The 24,598-nt window shown below is 46.3% G+C and carries 19 protein-coding genes and 1 pseudogene; 10 read left to right on the top strand and 10 right to left on the bottom strand.

All coding sequences use genetic code 11. The annotated features are described in order from the left end of the window. Window positions 1-129 precede the first annotated feature (129 nt). A complete protein-coding gene (locus tag F0U83_RS07975; protein WP_138987267.1) occupies window positions 130-1,113 on the bottom strand; it encodes a YeiH family protein in 984 nt (327 codons plus the stop codon). Between the two features lie 105 nt (window positions 1,114-1,218). Between F0U83_RS07975 and F0U83_RS07970 the strand changes: the two genes are divergently transcribed. The 9 genes from F0U83_RS07970 (at window position 1,219) to F0U83_RS07930 (ending at window position 9,462) form a co-directional block, all read left to right on the top strand. Then, window positions 1,219-2,085, top strand: coding sequence for a LysR family transcriptional regulator (locus F0U83_RS07970; protein WP_138987266.1), 867 nt, complete (start codon window positions 1,219-1,221; stop codon window positions 2,083-2,085). Window positions 2,086-2,195: 110 nt separating this feature from the next. Next, window positions 2,196-2,975, top strand: a complete 780-nt coding sequence (locus F0U83_RS07965) for a DeoR/GlpR family DNA-binding transcription regulator (RefSeq protein ID WP_138987265.1) — start codon at window positions 2,196-2,198, stop codon at window positions 2,973-2,975. Next, window positions 2,972-4,036 carry an ABC transporter ATP-binding protein gene (locus F0U83_RS07960; RefSeq protein WP_138987264.1) on the top strand — a complete coding sequence of 355 codons (1,065 nt, stop codon included), beginning with the start codon at window positions 2,972-2,974 and terminating at the stop codon, window positions 4,034-4,036. The genes F0U83_RS07965 and F0U83_RS07960 overlap by 4 nt, the downstream gene beginning before the upstream one ends. After that, window positions 4,029-5,312 carry an ABC transporter substrate-binding protein gene (locus tag F0U83_RS07955; RefSeq protein WP_138987263.1) on the top strand — a complete coding sequence of 428 codons (1,284 nt, stop codon included), beginning with the start codon at window positions 4,029-4,031 and terminating at the stop codon, window positions 5,310-5,312. Before F0U83_RS07960 ends, F0U83_RS07955 begins: the two co-directional genes overlap by 8 nt. A 76-nt stretch (window positions 5,313-5,388) precedes the next feature. Continuing rightward, the gene (locus F0U83_RS07950) at window positions 5,389-6,255 is read left to right on the top strand and encodes a carbohydrate ABC transporter permease (RefSeq protein WP_138987262.1); all 867 of its coding nucleotides are present in this window, start codon (window positions 5,389-5,391) and stop codon (window positions 6,253-6,255) included. Window positions 6,256-6,263: 8 nt separating this feature from the next. Then, on the top strand, window positions 6,264-7,100 hold the full coding sequence (locus F0U83_RS07945; RefSeq protein ID WP_138987261.1) for a carbohydrate ABC transporter permease: 837 nt from the start codon (window positions 6,264-6,266) through the stop codon (window positions 7,098-7,100). A gap of 1 nt (window position 7,101) precedes the next feature. Next, entirely contained in the window at window positions 7,102-7,935 is an 834-nt protein-coding gene (locus F0U83_RS07940) for an endonuclease/exonuclease/phosphatase family protein (RefSeq protein WP_138987260.1), read from the top strand. Continuing rightward, complete coding sequence (locus F0U83_RS07935; protein WP_138987259.1) at window positions 7,935-8,771, top strand: HAD-IIB family hydrolase; 837 nt, start codon at window positions 7,935-7,937, stop codon at window positions 8,769-8,771. Before F0U83_RS07940 ends, F0U83_RS07935 begins: the two co-directional genes overlap by 1 nt. Window positions 8,772-8,808: 37 nt before the next feature. Next, the gene (locus F0U83_RS07930; protein ID WP_138987258.1) at window positions 8,809-9,462 is read left to right on the top strand and encodes a cupin domain-containing protein; all 654 of its coding nucleotides are present in this window, start codon (window positions 8,809-8,811) and stop codon (window positions 9,460-9,462) included. A 19-nt stretch (window positions 9,463-9,481) separates the two neighbouring features. On the opposite strand, the gene F0U83_RS07925 is transcribed toward F0U83_RS07930, so the two are convergent. The 9 genes and pseudogenes from F0U83_RS07925 to panD form a co-directional block, all read right to left on the bottom strand. Next, window positions 9,482-10,534, bottom strand: coding sequence for a sensor domain-containing diguanylate cyclase (locus F0U83_RS07925; protein ID WP_138987257.1), 1,053 nt, complete (start codon window positions 10,532-10,534; stop codon window positions 9,482-9,484). Window positions 10,535-10,641: 107 nt separating this feature from the next. Further along, on the bottom strand, window positions 10,642-12,798 hold the full coding sequence (gene katG / locus F0U83_RS07920; RefSeq protein ID WP_138987256.1) for a catalase/peroxidase HPI: 2,157 nt from the start codon (window positions 12,796-12,798) through the stop codon (window positions 10,642-10,644). Window positions 12,799-12,917: 119 nt separating this feature from the next. Then, window positions 12,918-13,997 carry a serine hydrolase domain-containing protein gene (locus F0U83_RS07915; protein WP_138987255.1) on the bottom strand — a complete coding sequence of 360 codons (1,080 nt, stop codon included), beginning with the start codon at window positions 13,995-13,997 and terminating at the stop codon, window positions 12,918-12,920. Window positions 13,998-14,023: 26 nt separating this feature from the next. Next, window positions 14,024-14,335, bottom strand: a complete 312-nt coding sequence (locus F0U83_RS07910; protein ID WP_138987254.1) for a cupin domain-containing protein — start codon at window positions 14,333-14,335, stop codon at window positions 14,024-14,026. Between the two features lie 18 nt (window positions 14,336-14,353). Continuing rightward, window positions 14,354-14,821, bottom strand: coding sequence for a glutaredoxin family protein (locus F0U83_RS07905; RefSeq protein ID WP_138987253.1), 468 nt, complete (start codon window positions 14,819-14,821; stop codon window positions 14,354-14,356). 43 nt (window positions 14,822-14,864) lie between these two features. After that, window positions 14,865-15,254 carry a 1-pyrroline-5-carboxylate dehydrogenase gene (locus F0U83_RS17390; protein ID WP_138987252.1) on the bottom strand — a complete coding sequence of 130 codons (390 nt, stop codon included), beginning with the start codon at window positions 15,252-15,254 and terminating at the stop codon, window positions 14,865-14,867. Between the two features lie 147 nt (window positions 15,255-15,401). Further along, on the bottom strand, window positions 15,402-17,471 hold the full coding sequence (locus tag F0U83_RS07895; protein ID WP_138987251.1) for a 3-hydroxybutyrate oligomer hydrolase family protein: 2,070 nt from the start codon (window positions 17,469-17,471) through the stop codon (window positions 15,402-15,404). Window positions 17,472-17,729: 258 nt separating this feature from the next. Next, window positions 17,730-19,628, bottom strand: a pseudogene (locus F0U83_RS07890) (propionyl-CoA synthetase); the annotation flags it as partial. 294 nt (window positions 19,629-19,922) lie between these two features. After that, window positions 19,923-20,357: an aspartate 1-decarboxylase gene (panD, locus tag F0U83_RS07885; RefSeq protein WP_138987249.1), complete on the bottom strand. Its 435-nt coding sequence runs from the start codon at window positions 20,355-20,357 to the stop codon at window positions 19,923-19,925. A gap of 241 nt (window positions 20,358-20,598) precedes the next feature. Here panD and metH point away from each other — a divergent pair, with 241 nt between their 5' ends. Beyond that, window positions 20,599-24,306 carry a methionine synthase gene (gene metH, locus F0U83_RS07880; protein WP_138987248.1) on the top strand — a complete coding sequence of 1,236 codons (3,708 nt, stop codon included), beginning with the start codon at window positions 20,599-20,601 and terminating at the stop codon, window positions 24,304-24,306. The last annotated feature ends 292 nt before the right edge of the window (window positions 24,307-24,598 follow it).

Here is a 24,598-nt window from a genome sequence, read left to right as displayed (position 1 = left end):
CTCATCAATTCTGTCGTATTGATCTATCGATACAATCCATTATGAAGGGCTTTTAATTGAGTTAAATTCAAATGTTCTGACGTTCTGTTTAGCAGTTACTTAACTATCAACCATATAATTGCTATCCACTCAGATGATCCAGCTGTTAAGCAACCAACCTCCGCCGATCAACATCATAAACAACACCAACGCCAGCAATATCGGCTTTGTACCGGCTTCTCGAAGCAAACACCAGCGGGTTTGCATACCGAGAGCGGCCATCGCTAATGCGAGCAGAAACTGGCTAAGCAGCGCGGCATTTTGCTTTAGTAGCAAAGGTACTTCCCATAGTGAATTAATCGCTGCCATCGCGATAAAACCCAGTACAAACCAGGGGATTACGAATGTCGTCCCTCCCTGCTCAGCCGTTTGGTTATGCCGGGTAAGTATGCTCCCTAAAATCAATATAAAAGGTGCGAGCAACATGACGCGAATCAGCTTAGTAATCACCGCGTGGTTTAGCGCATCTGGGCTAATGGACTGTCCGGCTGCAACGGCTTGTGCGACTTCATGCACTGTACTGCCGATATAGATGCCAAACAACGCATCACTCATGCCGGCGTAAGGAAAAATAAACGGGTAACTGAACATGGCTAAAGTGCCAAAGATCACTACCGTAGCCACTGCCACCGTTACCTGTTGCTGTTTGGCCTTAAGTGTAGAATCTGTGGCAAGGATAGCGGCAGCACCGCAAATCGCACTACCAGCTGAGATCAGTATCACCACATCCCGTGGTAGACCCAGCCAACGAATGCCGACCCACAGCCCCACTATGATAATCATGCTGATGATGCAGATATTTAATATAACCGCTTGCCAACCAACCGCCGCAATCTGCTGAAAGCTCAGACTTAAACCAAACAGAATAATCCCAAATCGTAAGCAGCGTTGTTGGCAAAATCGCGTCACCTTTTGGCCAAAAATATCCGGTGGTGATTGCCAGATATGCCCTGCCATAATGCCTAGTAAAATAGCCAGCACCAATGCACTTAAACCTATCTGCGCAAACCAAGGTAGCGATGCAAGTTGCATCGCCATCATAGCAATACCGACAAGTAGCAATAAGCGTGGCATAACGTTTCCTCAACACTGGGTGACTGAATAGGTTGAGATCTTCCGCTTATTTTATTTATAAGTATAATGGATATATTTAATATAATTGATTAGATAAATTGAACCATGAGCCTCTCTATCCGCCAACTAAAGGTGTTTGAAGCCACCGCTCGCCTTCAACGGCTCACATTGGCAGCAGATGAACAAGCGCTAAGCCAATCGGCTGCCAGCCAATCCCTTAAAGAGTTAGAGCAAACACTCAATTGCCCTTTATTTATGCGTGTAGGTCGTGAGTTACAAATCACAGATGCGGGGTTAGATTTATTACCTAAAGTTCGGCAACTTTTGGGAGTCCTTCAACATATTGAAAACCCCAGCAGCGAGCAATATCAGGGAACATTACGAATCGCGGCCAGCGTTACCATCGCGTGTTACTTACTGCCTAAATTGATTGCTGACTTCTTGCAGGATTACCCTGCGGTTATCCCTGATATTCAGATCGCCAATACACAAACAGTAATCAGCCAGCTGGAGAAAGGTCAGGCACATGTGGGGTTGATTGAAGGCCCCGCATCCGCCACTTCATTAACTATCACGCCGTGGATAGAGGATCAATTGTCCCTTTTTTGCCATCCAGAGCACCCTCTTTCACATGCTGGTTTTATCGCAGTAGAGGAGATACCCCACTATCGGTGGATCCTCAGAGAAACAGGTTCAGGCACCCGAAATGTATTTGACCAAGCGCTTCAGCAAGTAGGAGGCCATATCAAGAGCCACTTGTCGCTCAACCGCCAAGAAGCCATTAAACAGTCGGTACGCGCAGGTTTAGGGATCGGCTGTTTATCCCGCATGGCAATTCAAGAAGAGCTAGATGCGGGCCAGCTTAGACAACTTCGCTCGCCACTCAATCTTAACCGCCGCTTGTCGATTGTAACCAACCCTACACCGCATCCGCTTGGTTTGGCATTTATAGAACGCCTAAGAGTCTTCTAGGCTTTTGCTTCAAAATTAATTCGTCATCGCGATGTCATCTTGCCGTCATTCAATTTTCATACGAAAGGTAAATAATTTCGTTCGAAATGAATTGAGTAATGAGTTCGGGCATGATGCAACTTTCAGAACGGCAGGAAATAATTCTTCAGCGGCTTCGGGATGAAGGCGGTACATTATCAAGTGCCGTTATCACCGATCTATTTGACGTTTCTATACAAACGATTCGAAAAGACCTGAATGACCTGAGTGATTTAGGCTTGGTTAAGCGTGTGCATGGTGGTATCACACTCCCAGTGCAAAGCCACAACCTGTCGTTTAATAACCGACAAATTATTAACCTGAAAGCCAAACAGGCGATTGCTCAAAAAGTAGCGGCCAGCATCCCTGAAGGTTCAAGTCTCTTTTTAGGGATTGGCACAACACCTCAAGAAATTGCACGGGCGCTACTTGGTCACAATCACTTAACAGTGGTAACGAATAACCTCAATGCGGCTATTACCCTTTGCCAAAATGCCAATATAGAAACCTACTTATGCGGCGGAAAGCTGCGCCCTTCTGATCAGGATTTGATGGGAGAGGACGCCACACGATTTTTACGTAAGTTCCAAGTAAATTTCGGGATTTTTGGCGTCGGTGGCTTAGCAGAAAATGGGGCGCTTCTGGATTTTTCTCCAGAAGAGTCACATATTTCATCAGCCATTATGGATAACAGTGAGCATCGCATTCTGGTTGCAGATAAAAGCAAATATCTGCGTAGCGCACCTATTAAAACCGCCATGCTCAGCGATATTGATAGCTTCTATATTGACCAGATCCCTGATGACCTGCGCCCTATTTGTGAAGCCTCTTCTATTGATGTCATCGAGTGCTTAACAGGAGCACTATCATGAGTTTTTTAACTATTCAGGGTTTATCTAAGCAGTTTGCCAACGATTATGTCGTAGATGATGTTAATTTTGATGTTCAACAAGGTGAGTTTATTGCTCTGCTTGGCCCGTCAGGCTGCGGAAAATCAACCACACTGAAAATGATCGCGGGCTTAGAAACCCCAACAAAGGGGCAGATCTTTTTAAACAGTAAAGAGATCACGCACTTTAGTCCGGGAAAGCGTCAGCTGTCCATGGTGTTTCAATCCTACGCTCTTTTTCCTCACCTTACGGTACGGGAAAATATTCTATTTGGTTTAAAAGCCCGAAGTGTTGCAACCGCTGAACAACGTAAACGCCTCTCTCACGCGGTTGATCTGGTAGGCCTTGGCGATCAACTTACCAAAAAGCCCTCTCAGCTGTCAGGGGGGCAATGCCAGCGTGTTGCACTGGCGAGAGCTATCGTTTCCCAAGCTCCACTTTGTCTGATGGATGAGCCACTCTCTAACCTTGACGCCAAACTACGTAACGAGATGCGAACAGAGATTCGCGCCTTACAGAAACAGCTAGGCTTAACCGTACTCTACGTCACCCATGATCAAGTAGAGGCCATGAGCATGGCAGACAGGATATTGTTACTCAACGCAGGTCGTATTGAGCAAATAGGCACGCCCAAAGCGCTTTATAACGAACCGGCTAGTCAATTTGTTGCAAACTTTATCGGACACCCCCCGATGAACCTCATACGTAAAGAGCATATCAGCGTAGGCATTCGACCAGAGCATATTCATCTAAAACAGCAAGTAACGAGCACCCCTAATGCCCATGTCGTACTTTGTGATTATCAGGGTGCTGATACCTTGATTACCGTAGATTACCGGGGGAAGTTACTGCTGCTGAGTCTACCGGGACATCATCTACTACCCGAAAAGCACCCACTCAATATCGGCTGGAAACCTCAGCATGAGCATCATTTTTCATTAAAAACCGGCCTGCGTGTGGAGAATCCGCATCTGGCTGTCGCACTAGAAGCTCGACCAAGAGATCCTCAAACCTACCAACCGAAGGAATGTTCTTATGTTTAATTGTGGCAAAAAGCGTTTGTTGGCAGCCGTACTAGCAACGGCAGTATCCAGTGTTGCACAGGCAAAAACCGAATTAACCATGTACTACCCCGTTGCTGTGGGTGGGGCGCTTACCAAAGTGGTTGACGCTATTATTGCCGACTTTGAAACACAAAATCCCGATATTGATGTCACAGCCATTTATGCAGGTAACTATAACGATGCACGCGTAAAAGCATTAGCTGCGTTACAAAGTGGGCAGCCGGCACAACTGTCAGTCATGTTCTCAATCGATGTCCATGAATTGATGGATCTAGATGCGATTATTCCATTTGATGAAGTGGTAACCAGTGTCGAAGACAAAGCTTGGTTACAAAGCTTTTATCCTGCGCTTATGAAAAATGGCCAAGTAAATGGCAAAACATGGGGCGTGCCTTTTCAACGCTCTACCATTGTTATGTATTACAACAAGGATATGTTTCGCGAAGCAGGCCTCAATCCTGACCATGCGCCAGCTACATGGACAGAGTTGGTCAATATGGGTAAAAAGCTAACTAAGCACGATGTAAATGGCCAAACAACCCAATGGGGGGCAATGATCCCATCGACGGGTTACCCCTACTGGATGTTTGGTGCATTAGCTAAACAAAACAGCCAAGTGCTGATGAACCAAGCAGGGACTGAAACCTATTTTGATAAGCCCGAAGTGATAGAAGCCTTAGCATTTTGGAAGTCACTGGGCTCAGAACACAAAATTATGCCTGAGGGCACGATTGAGTGGGGTACGCTGCGTCAGAATTTTCTTGAGCAGAAAACAGCCATTATGTGGCACTCAACTGGTAACCTAACTAGCGTTAAGAAAAATGCCACGTTTGATTTTGGTGTATCCATGCTTCCTGCGAACACAGAGATGGGTTCACCAACAGGGGGCGGTAACTTCTACCTGTTCAAAAAATCTACGCCAGAAGAGCGCCAAGCGGCATTGAAATTAGTGAAGTTCATGACTGCCCCAGAACAAGCCGCGAAATGGAGTATAGAAACCGGCTACATGGGCGTAAGTCCTGCTTCTTATAATACAGAAGCTCTGAAAAACTATGTGAAAAGCTTCCCACCTGCTGCGGTTGCTCGCGACCAACTCGAGCATGCGACAGCGGAGCTTGCTACTCATCAAGCTGGCCGTGTTCGTAAACTGCTGGACGATGCTATTCAGTCAACCCTGACTAATCAGCAATCTGCTGAAGAGGCTTTGAAGTCCGCTCAGAAACAAGCTGATCGCATTCTGAAACGTTACAAGTAATTTAAGCCCATGGAAATAGGCGTCGTTTGCGGCGCCTATTCTTTAGTCTGTCATCGAGAGTTATTGGTTAATCACCATGAGCCGAAACCAACAAATATATGCGTGGCTGCTACTTCTACCTGCGCTTTCATTACTGGCAGCCTTTACCCATATTCCTATGATTACAACGTTCTGGCGGAGTTTTACATCCTCCGGCATGCAAAATAATACGGGGTTTACATGGGAGAACTATCGTTATCTTTATGAGGATGACGTGTTTTGGCAGGTGTTATCTAATAGCCTTTGGTATGCCGCTATTACTGTTCCCGTATCAATGTTTTTGGCACTAGGTATGGCGCTTTGGGTCAATAGTAAGATCCACGGTAAAAGCATACTCCGGCTTGCGTACTTTACGCCAACCATCCTACCTATGATTTCTGTTGCCAACATCTGGTTATTTTTCTATACACCCGAAATTGGTCTCTTCAATGAGCTACTCAGTTGGTTCGGCCACCATGGTTATAATTGGCTGGGGGATCCAGATCTTAGCTTATATAGCTTGATGCTCATGACCATTTGGAAAGAAGCGGGGTTTTTCATGATTTTTTACCTTGCGGCCCTTCAGACAATAAGCCCTGACCTTTACCAAGCCGCTTCCATCGAAGGCGCGAGCCGTTGGACTAACTTGCGAAGAATCACCTTACCTTTACTCATGCCAACCACGTTATTTGTATTAGTAAATGCTTTTTTAAACGCGTTCAAACTGGTAGATCACCTTTTTATTCTTACCAAAGGCGGCCCCAATAACGCGAGTAATCTACTGCTCTACTACATCTATGAGAACGCTTTTAGCTTTTTTGACACAGCTTATGCCGCCGTATTAACCGTGGTCCTGTTAATCCTATTGATTGCACTTGCCGCACTCCAATTTGGAGTGATCGAACGTCGCGTTCACTACCGTTGAGATTGATCATGTTTATTACTAAACTTACTCCTCTTCTTAACCATACAGCGAGTGGTCTCTCTACACTGCTTGCTTGGCTGCTTGGGATTTTTTGGATCTTCCCTCTGATTTATGCGCTCTGGGCTGCTATTCATCCCCCTGAATATGCCACCCGATTCGCCTTGAACGCTCCACTCTCTATGGAGAATTTTCATGCCGCATGGGAACAAGCTCCTTTTGTTAGCTATATGCTAAATACCGTGGCTATCACACTGTTGATATTGGTCTTTCAATTAGTGCTTTGCACTTTAGCTGGCTATGCTTTGGCTAGAATCCGTTTTCGGGGACGAGGTTTGGTGTTCGCGTTAATTCTGATGCAGCTGATGATCGTCCCTGAAATACTGATTGTCGAAAACTACCAAACGCTTGCTTCGCTGCAAGCCATAGACACTTACATTGGGGTCGGTTTACCCTATTTGGCTAGTGCTTTTGGTATCTTTTTACTCCGTCAAACATTCAAAACGATACCGCAAGAGCTTGAAGATGCAGCACGAATAGAAGGGTGTTCTAACCTTCAAATTATTTGGAAAGTCTATGTCCCTCTTGCTAAACCGACGTACTTAGCCTTTTCTTTGGTATCGATTAGTTATCATTGGAATAACTTTCTCTGGCCACTTGTGGCTACAAATACCGAAAATAGCCGCCCCCTCACCGTTGGAATGGCTATTTTTGGTGCCCCAGAATCCGGCGTAGATTGGTCGGTTATTTCTGCAGGCACACTCATATCCGTTGCTCCCTTACTGATCGTTTTTTTGGTTTTTCAACGTCAGTTTGTACAGTCTTTTATGCGGGCTGGAGTTAAATAACATGAATATTTTGAGCTGGAATATACAGGCAACAAAAGGCTGCGACGGAATCTATAACTCACAACGAATAATTGATGAAATCAGGCAATACGAGCAACTTGATGTTATCTGCTTACAGGAGTTATCGAGATTCTTTCCAGATATGGGGAATATTGACCAACTATCGGTACTACAAGAGGCGTTCCCAGACTATGAAGCGGTTTGGTCTGCAGCCATAAGCTGGCGGCAGGATAGCGGTCTCAGAAAGGAGTTTGGGAATCTCACTCTGGTAAAGCAACCGCTTTTGGAAGACTATCACCTTCACACATTACCTTGGCCACCGGCTCAAGGGCTATGGCAAATGCCAAGAACTGCCATTGAAACGCTGATTCGAGTCGATCGTGGTTTTCTTCGTATCATTAATACCCATTTGGCTTACCACAATCCTGTAGAGCGCCAACTGCAGCTGGGTTATCTCAGTGCTCTCAACCAACGAGCCATTGCACGATCCTTATCTACTAAGGCCATAGATACCTTCGGTTGCTATACTCCAGCGCCTTCTACTAATACCACAATACTCTGTGGGGACTTAAACCTAGCGTCAGACTCTGGGGGGTATCGGGATTTTATCTCCACAGCGGATTGGGTGGATTGCTGGCAACATTTGAACCGCTCAAATGATACTCGAACACCAACGTGCGGCTGCTTTGATCGCCAGCAGTGGCCACAAGGCCCGCATTGCCGCGATTATTTCCTCATCACATTCGGATTTGAGCACTACCTGAAGTCCATGCACATTAATACACAAACAGACGCTTCAGACCACCAGCCTATCATGCTAAGGATAGATATTTGATGATAAATTTTGCCACTATGCGCAAACAACTTTTGCCATTACCAGATCAATTCGAAAGACCAATCAAGGTACTCTTTACTGATGTTGATGACACATTGACATGGGAAGGCAAGCTCCCTGTGGAAACCTTTATCGCCCTGCAACAGCTGAAAGATGCAGGCGTGATTGTTGTGCCAGTCACAGGGGCCAGCGCGGGATGGTGCGACTGTATAGTACGCACCTGGCCGGTAAATTGTGTGATTGGTGAGAATGGCAGTTTTTGGATGGCACAAGATGCATCGGGTCTTGTCACTCGGCACTTTCGAGAAACATTTATTGCCAGAGAACAGAACATCGAGCGTCTCTACCAGCTTGGTGAAACGCTTAAACACCGGTTCCCTGATATTGGTTATACCCAAGACCAACCGTTCAGACTGACAGACATTGCATTTGATATCGGTCAACAAGTCCAGATTGAGCGTTCGATAGCTCAGGCAGCAACGCAATGGTTACTTGAACAGGAGGTATCAGCAAGGCTTAGTTCAATACATATTAACGCTTGGATTGGCAGCTACAGTAAAGCTGATACAGCCAAAACTTGGTTAGAGACTACATATCCTGACTTACCTCTAGAGCAATGCATCTTCATTGGCGACTCCCCCAATGATGAGTCAATGTTTGAGCACTTCCCAGTTTCGGTAGGCGTATCCAATATTTCGCGTTTTGTAGAACAGATGGAACATACCCCAAACTACATTACCAGCAAACAAGGGGGCTACGGTTTTATTGAGCTAGCTACAACCCTGTTAAATTATCCAAGCGCGTCACCAAGTGCTTTAAATACGCTGATCAAATGAGTAGAGTGTCTTAAACCCATACAAGGTAGCCTCCATTATGCTGAACATGGACTTTTCAAAACACGTCATCATTAATACCCAAGAGATGGATTGGCTACCTAGCCCCGCTAAAGGGGTTGAGCGAAAACCTCTTGCTAGGGAGGATAAAGAATCCGGCCATGCCACGAGTATTGTCAGGTATGCAGCGGGTTCACGCTTTGCGCGCCACCCTCACCCTTTTGGCGAAGAGATACTCGTTCTCGAAGGCGTCTTTTCAGATGAAACCGGTGACTACCCCGCTGGCACCTATATTCGTAATCCTCCTGGTAGTAGTCACGCGCCTTTCAGTGAGAATGGGTGTACGTTGTTCGTCAAACTAGACCAGTTTCCCCAAGGTGATGATCAAACAGTCAGAGTCGACACTCAATCGACGCCTTGGTTACCAGGACAAGGCGGATTAGAAGTGATGCCTTTACATAGTTTCGAGGGCGAGCATACCGCATTGGTTAAATGGCCAGAGAATGAGCGTTTCCTTCCCCATCGGCATTTTGGCGGTGAAGAGATTCTGGTTTTATCGGGCACGTTTAGAGACGAACACGGAGACTACCCTACGCTTACCTGGCTACGTAGTCCCCATATGAGTGAGCACTACCCTTTTGTGAAAGAAGAAACCATTATCTGGGTAAAAACGGGGCATCTACCGGTTGATTAAGCATCACCTTCAGCGCTTTCTATGGGGTTGGTGATGGCGATAAAACCCTTATTGGAGGTTGATAATTAGAGTAGGCTTCAACACGGTTACGGCCATTGTTTTTCGCAACATATAATGCCGTGTCTGCATGATCAAACAGATCATCAAACTGACTACTGGTCGAGGCTACCCCGATGCTGACTGTGAGCATACCGTCATACTGTGAATGCACATGCTCAATGCGCTCATCCATAATACGCTGGATAATCTTCTCAGCCGTAATTTCTGCTCCCTCAAGGGTAGTGAAGGGCAAAAGAACAACGATCTCTTCACCGCCATAGCGCGCTACAAAATCCGTTTTTCGGGTTAAGACGCTTTTTATCGCTTGAGCAACTTTAAACAGTGCTTCATCACCCTTTTCATGGCCATAATAATCGTTATATTTCTTGAAATGATCTACGTCGATGATCAGAAGTGAAACGGTATTTTGAGAACGTTTAGCACTACCTATAATACTGAGAAATCGTTCTTCGTAAGCACGTCGGTTAGGTATTTGAGTCAGTGAATCAACATAGCTAAATGCCATTAGCTTCTTATTGGCCGCATCTAGCTTAGCGATATACTCTTTTTTATCTGAGATATCCAAATGGGTGCCAATCATTCTCTTTGGCACGCTTTTACTTTCCCACTCTATCACTTTCCCGGTGTCATAAACCCACACCCAATGGCCGCGCTTATGCTTCATCCGGGTTTCGAAAATATAGCATTCAGTTTTGCCCGCCCAATGCTTTTCTAATAAGCGGTTAGACTCTTTGAGATCTTCTGGATGAGCATACTTCATCCAAGTATCTATGCTCACCTCGCCTAATTCTTCGAGGGTATAGCCGATAATATTAGCCCATCGCTCATTAACGACGAGTTCACCCGTTTGTACTTGCCAGTCCCATATACCAACCGCTGTAGACTCAATAACAAGCTCTAGCTGTTTTTCATGAAACTTTAACTCCAGAATCCGGGATTCAAGTGTTTTTATTTTATCCTGTAAGGACTCTATCGTATTTATCATCGTCAATAAGTAAGTATCTTCAGCCATTAGCTATTAACAAAGGAACCGTACCACAGTTTTTTTAGGCCTAGTAACCTAATGTTTAAGCAATAAAATCCCCATACCACGATAGCCGCAGTATGGGGTCGTAAAAACTAGCTTAGATCGAAGCGATCCGCGTTCATCACTTTATTCCATGCAGCAACAAAGTCATAAACAAACTTCTCTCTGCTATCATCCTGAGCATATAACTCAGCATAAGCCCGCAGTACGGAGTTGGAGCCAAAAATCAGATCGATGCGTGTTGCCGTCCATTTCACCTGATCTGTTTTACGATCACGAATTTCATAGAGATTCTTGCCAGCTGGCTTCCATGTATAAGCCATGTCCGTCAGATTCACAAAGAAATCGTTCGTTAACGCACCTTCTCGCTTCGTAAAGACCCCATGCTTACTGCCTCCGTGATTACAACCAAGCACGCGCATGCCTCCGACCAAAGCGGTCATTTCGGGTGCCGTTAGGCCAAGTAGTTGAGTACGGTCTAGAAGTAATTCTTCGGCACTGACAACATAGTCTTTTTTCAGCCAGTTCCGATAGCCATCAGCAACTGGTTCCAGTACTTCGAAGGATTCGGCATCAGTCATTTCATCCGTTGCATCGCCACGCCCGGGGGCAAACGGCACAGTGATATCAAAGCCTGCGGCCTTCGCTGCCTGTTCTATAGCGACATTACCCGCAAGGACAATAATATCCGCTATGCTAACGCCGTTTTTCACAGCAATAGGCTCAAGTACCGCTAATACTCTGCTGAGTCGTTCAGGTTCGTTGCCTTGCCAATCTTTTTGTGGCGCTAAGCGAATACGAGCACCATTAGCACCACCGCGTTTATCTGAACCACGGAACGTTCGTGCACTGTCCCACGCTGTGGCTATTCGATCACTGATGCTTAAGTCACTGGCAGTAATCTGCGCTTTTACTGCCTCTACATCGTATTGGTCGTTACCTGCAGGAACAGGGTCTTGCCAAATCAGCGACTCCGGCGGCACGTCAGGGCCGATATAGCGCGATTTTGGCCCCATATCACGATGGGTTAATTTGAACCATGCACGGGAAAAGACTTCAGAAAAGTAGGCTGGGTCTTTATAAAAGCGTTCAGAAATCTTGCGGTATTCTGGATCCATTTTCATCGCCATATCGGCATCGGTCATGATCGGATTATGGCGAATATTCGGGTCTTCGACATCAACCGGCTTATCTTCATCCTTAATATCAATAGGTTCCCATTGCCATGCACCTGCTGGGCTCTTTTTAAGCTCCCACTCATAATTCAACAGCAACTGAAAGTAGCCGTTGTCCCACTGCGTCGGATGGGTTGTCCATGCTCCCTCAATGCCACTAGTGACGGTGTTCCGGCCTATGCCGCGTCTGGTTTTGTTGAGCCACCCAAAACCCTGATCTTCTATTTCTCCACCTTCAGGCTCAGCACCTAGTAGAGCTGCATCACCATTACCATGCGCTTTACCAACGGTATGGCCGCCTGCTGTCAGTGCTACGGTTTCTTCATCATCCATTGCCATACGCGCAAAGGTTACACGCACATCATGGGCGGTTTTTAGTGGGTCAGGCTTACCATCCACACCTTCCGGGTTTACATAAATCAGGCCCATCATCACCGCAGCGAGTGGGTTTTCCAGATCACGCTCGCCTGAGTAACGACTCCCTTCGCTGTCACTCGGTGCTAGCCACTCTTTTTCAGATCCCCAATAGGTGTCCTTTTCAGGGTGCCAGATATCTTCTCGACCAAAGGCAAAACCGTAGGTTTTTAGCCCCATCGACTCATAAGCGATAGTTCCTGCATAAGCGATCAAGTCAGCCCAGCTCAGCTTATTGCCATACTTTCGCTTGATTGGCCAAAGCAAACGACGCGCTTTATCTAAATTACCGTTATCAGGCCATGAATTAAGGGGAGCGAAACGCTGACTGCCGGAGCCTGCACCACCTCGACCATCAGCAATGCGATAGGTACCTGCAGCATGCCAAGACATACGAATCATCAAGCCGCCATAATGCCCCCAGTCGGCTGGCCACCACTCTTGGCTATCTGTCATCAACGCAGTGAGATCTGCCTTGAGTGCTTCGAAATCAAGGGTTTTAACCGCTTCTTGATAGTTGAAATCTTCCCCTAGTGGGTTAGTTTTACGGTCATGTTGATGCAGGATGTCTAAATTGAGGGTCTTAGGCCACCACTCCATATTTGACATCCCTATCTCTGTCGCACCGCCATGCATGACAGGGCATTTGTTGTTTGACATGGTTATCTCCTGATCGGTTGTTTCGCTGTTAGTTAAGCCTATTGGCTGGTACAAACGAGTATTGATCGAACCTGCAAACTAAGAAAATCGTTTATCTTTATGAGTCTAATAGATCTGTGCTATTGACTGCATTCTTTTTCAGCCTTAAGAAATGGATTTACAAATTCCAGAATAACTTTTAACGGTAGCTTCCATGCATCATGCTCGTTATAGCGACCCGCAAAGCTGACAACAACGGTACGACTCTGAGGAGCAACCGTCAGGCGTTGTCCGCCATTACCGAATCCGGCTACCCAAGTCGGTGGTAAGTTGTCGGGCGCTAGCCACCACTGAAAGCCATAACGCAAGCCATCTAAAGTTGCGCTGGGGGTTAGCATCGCTTCAATCCAGCTTGTCGGAGCGATTTGCTGCCCATTAAGCAGCCCTTTATTCGCTACAAGCTGTCCAATTTTTGCTAAATCATGGGTGGTTAGCCGTAAACCTGAAGCGGCGGATGGTTCTCCATCCCGTCCACCGACCCATTCATAACGGCTAATGCCTAAAGGTTTAAACAGCTTCTGATTCGCATATTCATCCAAAGGTATTCCTGCACCCTTCGATATTAAGCGGCCGATAATCGCGGTTGCGCCACCATTATAGGTCCACCAGTCTCCAGGCGTATTAACCATGGGCCGATCTAATACAAAGCGATAGCGATCCTTAGCCATTTCCATTGCTATCTCGCTATTCTTTGGGTCGCTGTAGGGTAAGTCTTCATTCCACTGCGTCCCCATTTTCATCGACAAGGCATGGCGAATTAAAATCGCGCGCCTATCAGGGTCTTCAGCAAGATCAGGATACTCTGGAAACTGTGCAAGTAATGGCTCATCTATCGAAGGGACTATCCCTTCGGCAAGGGCAATGCCGTACAACAGGCCTACAACACTCTTAGTGACGGAACGTAAATCATGCAACGTATCAGGGCCATGCTTTACTTCACCTAGTGGATCGCCCCAGCGCTGATCTTCACCCGTAAAATAGGCTTCACTGAGTACTTTGCCATCCCGCATAACTAAAACACTATGCAGACCTGATAATTCACCTAATGCATACGCAGCCTGTAATTTTTCTTCCATGGTATTAGTCTCTGCCCAGGCGCCCGTTGTCGTTAAACTCAACGCGACAGCAAGGTTGCACCAGAGTGTTCGCATATTAAACATTTCTCTTCCTAAATCATTCTTGCCTATTAGACACTGCCTTCTTTCTCTATAACGAGAATTCGTGCCTCTCCTATTGGATGCGCCACATGCTCAGTACCTACACAAGCGTAGAAAATATCTCCCGTTTCTAGTATTTCTGAGAATGCCTGTCCATTCTGTCGATAGAACATTTCCACTTTACCGTCTAGTACAGCAAATACTTCTTCTCCATCATTGATATGCCATTTGTAGGGCTGATCCGTCCAGTGGAGGCGAGTGGTCACACCATTCATGTTAGCGATATCTCTAGCTCCCCAGGCTCGCTCCGCCAGAAACTGTTTAGATCTGATAATTTCCATAGTCATACTCGAATAGGGTTAAGATTTATTCTGATAGATCCGCTCAAATCCTGACTCGTTAAAGCCATTCATTCGTTTCTCGCCCACTAGGATAACGGGAACACCTTTTCCATTAAGCTTGTCATACTGGGATTTTGCACGAGCGTCTTTTTCAATATCGTATTCAACAAAAGCGATATTGTTCTTTTTAAAGTATGCACGGGCTTTTTTGCAGTAACCACACCACGAGGTAGAGTACATGACGACTTTTTCATCAGACACAGCTTTAGGGCTAGACGCTGATGAAACTGCATACGCATTGCTTGATCTCTCAAGCTTAACGCCTGTTTGAGTGAAGGTATTAACTTTGAATGTTTCTGCAGCCGTTGTTGCAGGTTTACGGTCACTGTAGTGAACACGCCCGTTGGCATCTGTCCATTTGTAGATCTCTGCCTGAGCATGTAAAGATGCAAGCAGGAGTATGGTGGTAATAGCTTTGAACTTCATAGTGTTTCCATCCGATGGAGTTTAGGGCTTAGGCTAACATCCCTTAGCCTTTAGTATCGAGCTTTTCTTGCGCCTCGATGACTGAAAGTTCCTTCCCTACCCAAATGACAACTTTGCGAGCGCCAGCACCAAGCGCCAACTCTCTAAAAAGCCTATCTTCTACCTCACTTAATCCCCCTTCTGTCATATCCATCGGCTGAATTAGCACACGGGGGGATGGTGTTAACCATTTTTTTGAACAAAATACTTTAATAGCGTTTTTGAGCACGCTCTCACCAACAGAGAATCGGCCCACTAATAAGCGCTCTGTTGTAAAGGCGTCTGGCGACTCGAAGGTTTGCTCAGGTGCAGCGGGGTTAGTTATGTCACGAATAATATATTTGTTCGCGTAGATTCTTATATATAGATCTACCGAGAAAATCTGTTTGATCATTCATCATCCCTTGTAAGCGTGAACATCCATTGCTGTATTGGAGCCTACCTCTCTATAGATTACAAATTTTTTCACCTCATCTGCATGTATGTGAGACTCAGAAAAATGTATACGCTCAAAGCGCCATCCCTGGCTTGTTAAATCGCTTTATTCCGGCACGACTAAGTTGCCATCCTCTATCGTAATGAGATCAGGTGCCAAAACATTAATATCGGGCAGATCTGCTTGCTGTAAGTTACCTACGGGCGCGTGTGCATTGACGACTTGACTAGGGGGTAAAATCGTACCATTAGTTAGATGCTCGTACATCAGATCCATGGCTTGTTTAAAGTAGTAATCGATCGGTACATAGTTCATTCCTACGCTTGCATAGAGTTGGTTCAATGAATCCAAATGTTGAGAGTTTTTTACCTCATAGTAGCGAAGCTTGCTATCAGCCCCCTCTTTTTGCTGATTGAGCACATAGTATGGGCGAGATGAGTGATTCACCGGTATGAGTGCATCGCTGCGTCCATGAACAATAATGGTTGGCTTACCTTGCAGATCACCGTTTGCCTTAACTTCCTCTATACCTTGTTTCAAACGTGCATGTAGTGGATTTGCGGCGTTCATATAGAGGTCGTACCAACACAGCGCGCCTTCAGCGTTGTAGTCTGCGGTTCCATTGTTTGAGCTAGCGAGTATTTGAAGCGTAGGCCCTCCCATTGCGTCATCTTTTATTAGATAGATATTGGAGGTTCTGGGAATACCATTACTGGTCGCAGATAGTGTTGCCACTGTATCATTAGTCCCCGGTGTAAGCGTCCCAGTTGGTACGTGAGCCATGCTGACATGACATAAGCTATCGACAACAGAGCTTCTCGTATAGGCATTACCATAGGTAGCCAGTAATGACTGGAACAGATCGATGCCTGCATAACCGACCAGTAGTTTGTTTGATTCTGGCAGAAAGCCTGCTGCATTAAGTTTGGCTTGGGCTTGTGTGCCCTCCTCTTCGTAGGTGCCATCTGTCAATAACCCCGCAGCAACTAGTGCATCACAGCGAGGTTCAACGCTACCACGAAGTTCAGCAAAGAGCGCTCCTGCATTCTCCGGTGCCTTGCTTGCACAAGCAGCGTATAGCTCTGCCAATGCAAAGTACTCATAGGCTGGTTTACTGTGATCCATCACAACAGAGTCGCCCATTTTAATACTAAAAGGCTCAGTAGCAGGCTTCGGGTTGATATTAGGCTCCCCAACGACAACGGCGTCGATCAAGGATTCACTATCTTGCTCTGCGGCCCTAAGGGAGGCAGCACCCCCATTCGATACGCTGGCAGCGATTACAAGCGTGTTGTCTGGCATGATCGCTTCAACATAATTTTCATTGAGTTGCTGAAACGCAAACTTAATCGCTTGTAATGTGTGAAGTCCCCAATCCTTTTCTATGTTCTTCTGGGAATGCGCATGTTTAAACGCATACCGATTTGGATTCGATGCAATAAACTCATCTACCTGTACAGCGGTTGGCAAAGCCACACCGGCATATTCCTCACTAGGGCTACTCACATTAGATTGCGTTGGCACACGAAAGCTCAATTCCGCTTCACTACTCAAATCAAGCGGTTCCATTTGCAAGCCAAAGCCTTTTTTCTGGCTCAGATCAACAGCCCCCGTGCCTTTATTAGCATCGGTATAAGCGATAGCACAGCCTTTTTCTAACCCCCAACTTCCAGAGGTTGCCACTGCACCATAAACGCCACGAGAACCCGAAGAGGCCGCAGCTACAATACAGGGCGCTTTGGGGTTGAAACTATCAGGAATTTGCACCATTAACGTTGCGCGATTAAGCCCTTCGCCAACAAAGGCCAAATACTCCTTTCCAGCAAAGGTAGTATCATCCATAGGGCCATAAATACGCCCAAATCCTCCGGCATCGGTCTTATCAACCAACGCCGTATAGTTGAGGAAAAGCGTATGACGGCGTAGTTCTTCTTTTGTTGGGTTCATAGGATCAGCATAGGAGGGTGCGGTGCCTTGAATACCGCTCAGCCCCAACGCAGCCAAGAGCCCATCACTTACGCCATCGTAACTGTTGGAGATAACCTCACCCAGCTTGAACGGTATGGTTGCAGGAGGGTTGGTATTGCTGTTTTTGCTGTTATTACAGCCACCCAATATAAGTAAAGCACCGGTAATGGGCACACCCATATATATCCATGGTTTTGAGAATTGCATCAGAAATCCACCTCAGTTTTTGTTTTTGTTTTAAGGTTTGCGCAGGTTGATAAGCGCTGGATAAAATGATGCAGAAAGTAAGCCGATAATAATTTATCCATTAGAATTAATAAGTTGAAGATGGCTTACTATAAAAAGTGTCTGTTACCTGTCAGGTTAAAAATACAAAAATGTATAGCACAAGACAGACATAAGAAGAAAAAAGGCAGCCACTAGGGCTGCCTAAGACTACTACTAAGGGTCTTCAGGGTGAGGTGCTTATGGAGTCGTCACGAGGCCATGACGGTCCATTATCTCCTCTATTTCCGGTAAGCTGGCTGGGTCATCAATAGTAGAAGGTACTGAATATTCATTACCGTCCGCTATTTGACGCAACAGCTTACGCAGAATCTTGCCAGAACGTGTTTTGGGTAGACGCTGCACAACAATCGCTTTTCTGAAACAAGCAACAGCGCCAATCTCTTTACGCACCATAGCGACTAACTCAGCCTCAAGCTCTGATTCGTCTACCTCAACACCATTTTTGATAAGCACAAAGCCTATCGGTTGTTGGCCTTTCAGTGGGTCATTAACGCCTATTACACAGCACTCTGCCACCGCAGAATGTCCAGCAACAATCTCTTCCATCTCGCCAGTTGAGAGACGGTGCCCAGCAACGTTGATGACATCATCGGTGCGGCCCATGATGAAGACATAGCCCTCTTCATCTTTATATCCACCATCACCTGTTGAGTAATAACCTGGGAACTCCGTCAAGTAGCCGGTCCGAAAACGCTCGTGATCGCCCCACACCGTTGGCAAACAACTTGGTGGTAATGGCAATTTCATCGCGATATTACCCTGCTCACCGGCTGCAAGCTCATTGCCTTCTGAGTCAAGAATTTGCACATTGAAGCCTGGCATAGGTACTGTTGAAGAACCCGGCTTAGGCTCTAACATTTCGATGCCCGTCAGGTTACCGCAAATAGCCCAACCCGTTTCAGTTTGCCACCAGTGATCAATAACCGGCTTACCAACCGTATCTTTCGTCCAGTGATAGGTCGGCGGATCAAGGCGCTCGCCCGCCATAAAGATAGTTTGCAGCGCTGACAGATCATAAGGCTTGAGCAATTCTGAATCTGGATCTTCTTTACGAATCGCACGAAAAGCCGTTGGTGCTGCAAATAACGCTTTGACTTTATACTCTTCGCAAACACGCCAGAACGCACCCGCATCCGGTGTTTTAATAGGTTTACCTTCGTAAACAACCGTAGTACAACCCGCCAGTAACGGCGCGTAAACGATATAGGAGTGACCGACAACCCAACCTACATCAGAGGCAGCCCAGAAAACCTCACCAGGCTCCATGTTGTAGATCGCTTTCATGCTGTATTTTAATGCAACAGCATGTCCACCATTATCACGCACAACGCCTTTAGGTTTACCTGTTGTACCTGATGTGTAGAGGATATAAAGAGGATCTGTCCCCTTAACGGCTACGCAATCGGCTGGTTCCGCTTTTGACATCGCGTCAACCCAATCCAAATCACGCCCTTCAATCAGTTCGGCTTTGACTTGCGGACGCTGGAATACGATGCAGCTGCTTGGTTGGTGTGCGGATTTTTGGATTGCTTCATCCAACATCGGCTTGTACGGCAGTACTTTTGCAATTTCAATACCGCATGATGCAGTAACCACAACTTTAGGCTCAGCATCATCAATACGAACAGCCAATTCGTGCGGGGCGAAGCCACCAAACACAACGGAATGAATTGCCCCCAAACGTGCTACGCCTAACATGGCGATAACCGCTTCCGGAATCATGGGCATGTAGATAACAACACGATCGCCTTTCTCAACACCTTGTGCCTTTAATACGCCGGCAAATTTTGCGACTTCGTCACGCAGCTCTCGGTAGGTATAACGCTTTTTGGTATCCGTCACTGGGGAATCAAAGATGAGCGCGTCCTGATCGGCACGGCCATTCTCTACATGGTGATCCAGCGCCAGATAAGCCGTATTCATTTCGCCATCGGCAAACCAGCGGTAAATTCCATTTTCATCCTGACTAAGGACAGTTTCAGGTTTTTTAAACCAATCAATCGCTTCGGCTTTTTCGCCCCAGAATAGTTCTGGCGTTTCAACTGACTTTTTATACTCTGCTTGGTAGGACATAGCACGGGCCCTTTTGCTTGTGGTTAATTTTCAGGACTACGTCAATTGGGTCTTTTATAATTATTGTTGACACTCAACCCTGTTGGATTGGCTTACTTTAACCAAAACCTTAGGGGATTTAACTAAGACATAAGGCGAATATGGCCTAAAAGTGCTGTTTTTAGTGAAAAATCACCTTTTATATAAAATACCAAAATCACAGATTGTCGACAATCTTACCGTTTCGTATAGGTATTAGGTCTTATTTGAGGCACAAAAAAACCGCCTTCGGCGGTTTTTCGTAACACTCATGCTTAATTAACGATTATCTTCTTGTACCGGTATGGCATTCTTTATACCTGTCAGCACATTGCGCGTATGTAGCTCATCGTCCGTGGCACCCGCACCACCATCCGCTTTAGCGTTTTCGAAATAGCACAGTGTCGGCTGATGATCATTCACCTCTTGCTCATCTAACTGTACATAAGCAGCAATGATTAATAGATCACCTTTGCTGGCCCTGTGAGCTGCCGCCCCATTAACCGAGATAATCCCGCTATTAGCTTCTGCACTGATAGCATAGGTCGTAAAGCGCTCGCCATTGTTAATGTTGTAGATGTGAATCATCTCATATTCACGAATACCAGATTTTTCCAGTAATACGCTATCAATCGCGCAAGAGCCTTCATAATGAAGTTCAGCGTGCGTCACCGTCACACGGTGCAACTTTGCTTTAAGAAATGTTTGCAGCATAACTCGTCAAAACCTACGTTTATTAGCATCTGGCTGAATCTGCTATTCAGCGTGATAAACGGCGCATTCTATCACTTCATATTCCGAATCCCACGTAAATTGAGTAGCCATTCGTCGCAGTAGGCGAATTAATTGGTATTTTTATGAGGGTAATTCATCCGTAATTGAAATCATCTCAGGAAAACTCATAGCAAATTGGATTATCATTAGCACCTTTGTAACGGTATTGGGTAAGCAGTTCATGGCACAGACACTCGCACAGCAACTAAAGACAGCGCTGAAACAACGCATCATGATCCTTGATGGCGGCATGGGGACAATGATTCAGGGCTATGGTCTTGAAGAGGCAGACTACCGAGGCGAGCGTTTTGCAAATTGGCATTGCGATGTTAAGGGTAACAACGACCTGCTGGTGCTATCACAGCCTGACATCATTAAAGCAATCCATCGGGAATATCTTGATGCGGGCGCAGATATTCTCGAAACCAATACCTTTAATGCCACCACCATTGCCATGGCTGATTACGAGATGGAATCTCTCAGCCGCGAAATCAACGTGGCCGCTGCACGACTCGCCCGCGAGGTGTGTGATACCGTCACTGCCGAAACGCCTGATCGCCCCCGCTATGTCGCAGGCGTGCTTGGTCCAACTAACCGCACCTGCTCCATCTCACCAGATGTAAATGACCCTGGATTTCGTAACGTCACCTTTGATGCTCTCGTTAAAGCCTACTACGAATCTACCGATGGTTTAGTTGAAGGCGGCGCAGACATCATTCTGATCGAAACCATTTTCGACACACTGAATGCCAAAGCTGCTATTTATGCAGTTGAGCAATACTTTGATGACAAAGGCATCCGATTACCCGTTATGCTGTCAGGCACCATTACTGATGCCTCAGGCCGTACCTTGTCAGGCCAAACCACAGAAGCCTTTTGGAATTCGGTACGTCACGCCGACCCCATATCTATCGGCTTGAACTGTGCTTTAGGCCCTAAAGAACTACGCCAATACATAGAAGAGCTGTCCCGTATTGCTCAGTGCCATGTTTCAGCGCATCCAAACGCCGGTTTACCGAATGCCTTTGGTGAGTATGACGAGTCACCTGAAGAGATGGCCAAAGAGATCAGCGAGTGGGCGGCATCTGGATTTTTAAATATAGTCGGCGGTTGTTGCGGCACCACACCCGATCATATTCGAGTGATCAGAGAAGCGGTCGAGCAACACGCACCGCGCACGATTCCTGAATTGCCTGTTGAAGCGCGTTTAGCAGGCCTTGAGCCTATGAATATTGGCGCCGATACGCTATTTGTTAACGTGGGGGAACGTACCAATGTCACCGGCTCAGCCATCTTTAAACGCCTGATAAAAGAAGGCGATTACGAAACAGCATTGGATGTGGCTCGCCAGCAAGTAGAAAACGGCGCACAGATCATTGATATCAATATGGATGAAGGGATGCTGGATGCGGAAGCAGCCATGGTGCGCTTCCTGAATCTGATCGCTTCTGAGCCTGATATCTCGCGTGTGCCTATTATGATCGACTCCTCCAAATGGGAGGTACTCGAAGCAGGTCTTAAGTGCATTCAGGGTAAAGGTGTCGTCAACTCCATCTCCATGAAAGAAGGTGTTGAGAAATTTAAAGAACAGGCTAAGTTAGTTAGACGTTACGGTGCAGCCGTTATCGTTATGGCATTTGATGAAGTAGGCCAGGCTGACACCTGCGCTCGTAAGATCGAGATCTGTGAAAAATCCTACCGTATTTTAGTGGATGAAGTAGGCTTCCCACCTGAAGATATTATTTTCGACCCTAATATATTCGCAGTAGCAACCGGCATCGAAGAGCATAACAACTACGCTGTCGACTTTATCGAAGCAACCGGCTGGATCAAGAAAAACCTGCCTTATGCGAAGATTTCTGGCGGTGTCTCTAACGTATCCTTCTCTTTCCGGGGCAACAACCCAGTCCGTGAAGCGATTCATTGCGTCTTTCTTTATCATGCTATTCAACAAGGCATGGATATGGGTATCGTCAACGCAGGCCAGCTGGCAATCTACGATGACCTGCCCGAAGAGCTTCGCGAGCTGGTTGAAGATGTCGTACAAAATCGCCGCGATGACGCGACAGAACGACTCTTAGAGGTTGCCGAAAAATACCGAGGTGATGGTAGCGCTCAAGAAGCACCCGAAGCACAAGAGTGGCGCAGCTGGGAGGTTAACCGGCGACTGGCCCACGCTTTAGTTAAAGGTATCACTGAGTTTATCGATGACGATGTAGAAGAAGCCCGCCAAACCTTCGAGCGCCCAATTCAGGTTATCGAGGGGCCATTGATGGATGGTATGGGCATCGTCGGCGACCTATTCGGCTCTGGCAAAATGTTCCTGCCTCAAGTGGTAAAATCTGCTCGTGTTATGAAAAAAGCGGTCGCCTATTTAATGCCTTTTATTGAGGCTGAAAAAACCGGTAATGAATCCAGCTCTGCTGGCAAAGTCGTGATGGCAACCGTTAAAGGTGATGTACACGATATCGGTAAGAATATTGTTGGCGTAGTCCTCCAGTGCAACAACTTCGAAATCATTGATCTGGGTGTGATGGTTTCGGCGGAGAAAATCCTCACCACCGCCCGGGAAGAGAATGCCGACCTGATCGGTCTCTCTGGCCTTATCACTCCCTCACTTGATGAGATGGTACACGTTGCCAAAGAGATGGAGCGCCAAGGCTTTAATATTCCCCTGATGATTGGCGGTGCAACAACCTCAAAAGCCCATACAGCTGTGAAGATCGACCCCGCCTACAAGCGCGACCAAGTAGTCCATGTGACTAACGCATCTCGTGCTGTTGGTGTTGCATCCACCCTGCTTTCAAAAGAAAGAAAAGCCAATTATGTCAAAGAGATACAAGACGAATATAAAGCAGTGCGAGAACGACATTTAGCGCGCCAAAATGAGAAACGCCGTGTTTCACTGGATGCCGCTAGAGCTAACAAATATCAAATTGACTGGGACAACTATACGCCGCCTGCGCCTAAGCAATTAGGTATTCATGTGATTGACGACCTAGATCTAAATATCCTGCGTGACTACATTGACTGGAGCCCGTTCTTCCACTCATGGGAGCTAGCGGGCCGCTACCCACGCATCCTTACCGATGAAGTGATTGGTGAAGAAGCCACTAAGCTATTCGCTGATGCTCAAGTCATGCTAGATGATCTCATTAACAACAAGAAACTCAAAGCAAAAGCCGTATACGGGCTATTCCCTGCTAATAGCGTGAGGGATGACGATATAGAGCTTTATACCGACGATACCCGCAGTGAAGTACTGATGACGCTCCACCACCTTCGCCAGCAAACAGAAAAGATCGCCGGTAAAGCCCACATGTGTCTGACGGACTTTATTGCACCAAAATCCAGCGGCAAAGCCGATTACTACGGTGCATTTGCTGTCACTGCCGGCATCGGCGTTGATGAACTGGTGGCGGTTTATGATGCAGACCATGACGACTATCACAGCATTATGGTCAAAGCATTAGCAGACCGCTTAGCTGAAGCGTTCGCTGAATATCTGCACGCTGTCGTGCGTAAGGAAACCTGGGGCTACGCAGCAGATGAAACCTTAGATAACGAAGCGCTGATTCGAGAAAAATACCAAGGTATACGCCCCGCTCCAGGCTACCCAGCTTGTCCCGACCACACAGAGAAAGGCTTGCTATGGAAGCTACTGGATGTGGAAAATCGCGTAGGTATTACTATTACAGAATCCTACGCCATGCTACCTACAGCCGCTGTCAGTGGCTGGTATTTTAGCCACCCAGAGTCTCAATATTTCGGGGTAGCCAAAATCAGCGAAGACCAAGTAGAAAGCTACGCCAAACGCACTGGCATGGAGATGCAAGTCGCCGAGCGCTGGTTAGCGCCTAATCTGGGATATGAACCAGAAGAAGGATAACAAAAAAGGGATACCAAAATTATCAAATAAATAGATTTTGCGTATCCCTTTTAAAAACACACCAGAAAATCACACCAAAAATAGAGCGCATTTTGTACAAATCTCACCAATAATAGATCAATAAATATACAAAAAAACCAATTACGTTTTTATTGATCCATATCAATATTTAAATAAGCATATGTTTTTAAAAGTATTAATATCAATTTAAAGGCCATTTCACGCTTAAGCTCGCTAACAACCCTCAATTAACGATACTTTTTAATAAAATTTAAATTGATTAAATGTATCA

The sequence above is a fragment of the Neptunomonas concharum genome (genome assembly GCF_008630635.1).
GTDB classification, from domain to species: Bacteria; Pseudomonadota; Gammaproteobacteria; order Pseudomonadales; family Balneatricaceae; genus Neptunomonas; species Neptunomonas concharum.
The sequence above is the reverse complement of the archived record's forward strand: the minus strand, read 5'-3'. Positions and strand labels throughout refer to the sequence as shown.